Origin of the sequence: Acinetobacter sp. P8-3-8 (assembly GCF_000214135.1) — a bacterium.
GTDB lineage: Bacteria > Pseudomonadota > Gammaproteobacteria > Pseudomonadales > Moraxellaceae > Acinetobacter.
Genome location: NZ_AFIE01000171.1, coordinates 1 through 429, shown reverse-complemented (window position 1 = coordinate 429; position 429 = coordinate 1). Strand labels below are relative to the sequence as shown.

At 37.8% G+C, this 429-nt stretch carries 1 protein-coding gene; it reads left to right on the top strand.

Translation table 11 applies throughout. The features are described from left to right. A partial coding sequence (locus tag GGG_RS20290) for a helix-turn-helix domain-containing protein (protein ID WP_010118179.1) occupies positions 1–414 on the top strand: 414 nt, incomplete at its 5' end. Positions 415–429: the final 15 nt, after the last annotated feature.

Below are 429 nucleotides of genomic sequence, written 5' to 3'. Positions count from 1 at the left end.
GAACAAGCTAAATTGGCTTGGGTTCAAGGTGTAAAAATAGAAGTTAATCTAATTGATGATAATGAGTGGATCGAAGTTTCAAACGCAATGACACTCAATATTTTCGATGTAGGCACGAATAACTTTCGCATTAAAGAAAATCACTTTAATTCAGGTGGAATCAACCTATCAGCCAGCAATAAAAAGAATGAAAAAAAATTAGGAACCCTTTCCTTTTTAACATCTGAAATTATCGACACTTTGGGTAAATACCCTGAAAAAGCTATATGGATTGCCCTCCGACAGCTTGAGCATGCAATGGTTGAGGAGGCTTTGATTTTGTGCAATGGCAATCAAACTAAAACAGCGGATCTACTTGGGTTTAGTCGTTCAACTTTACGAGATCGCATGCGGTCTATGGGAGTCCTTAGATGAATCAATCAAGCGATG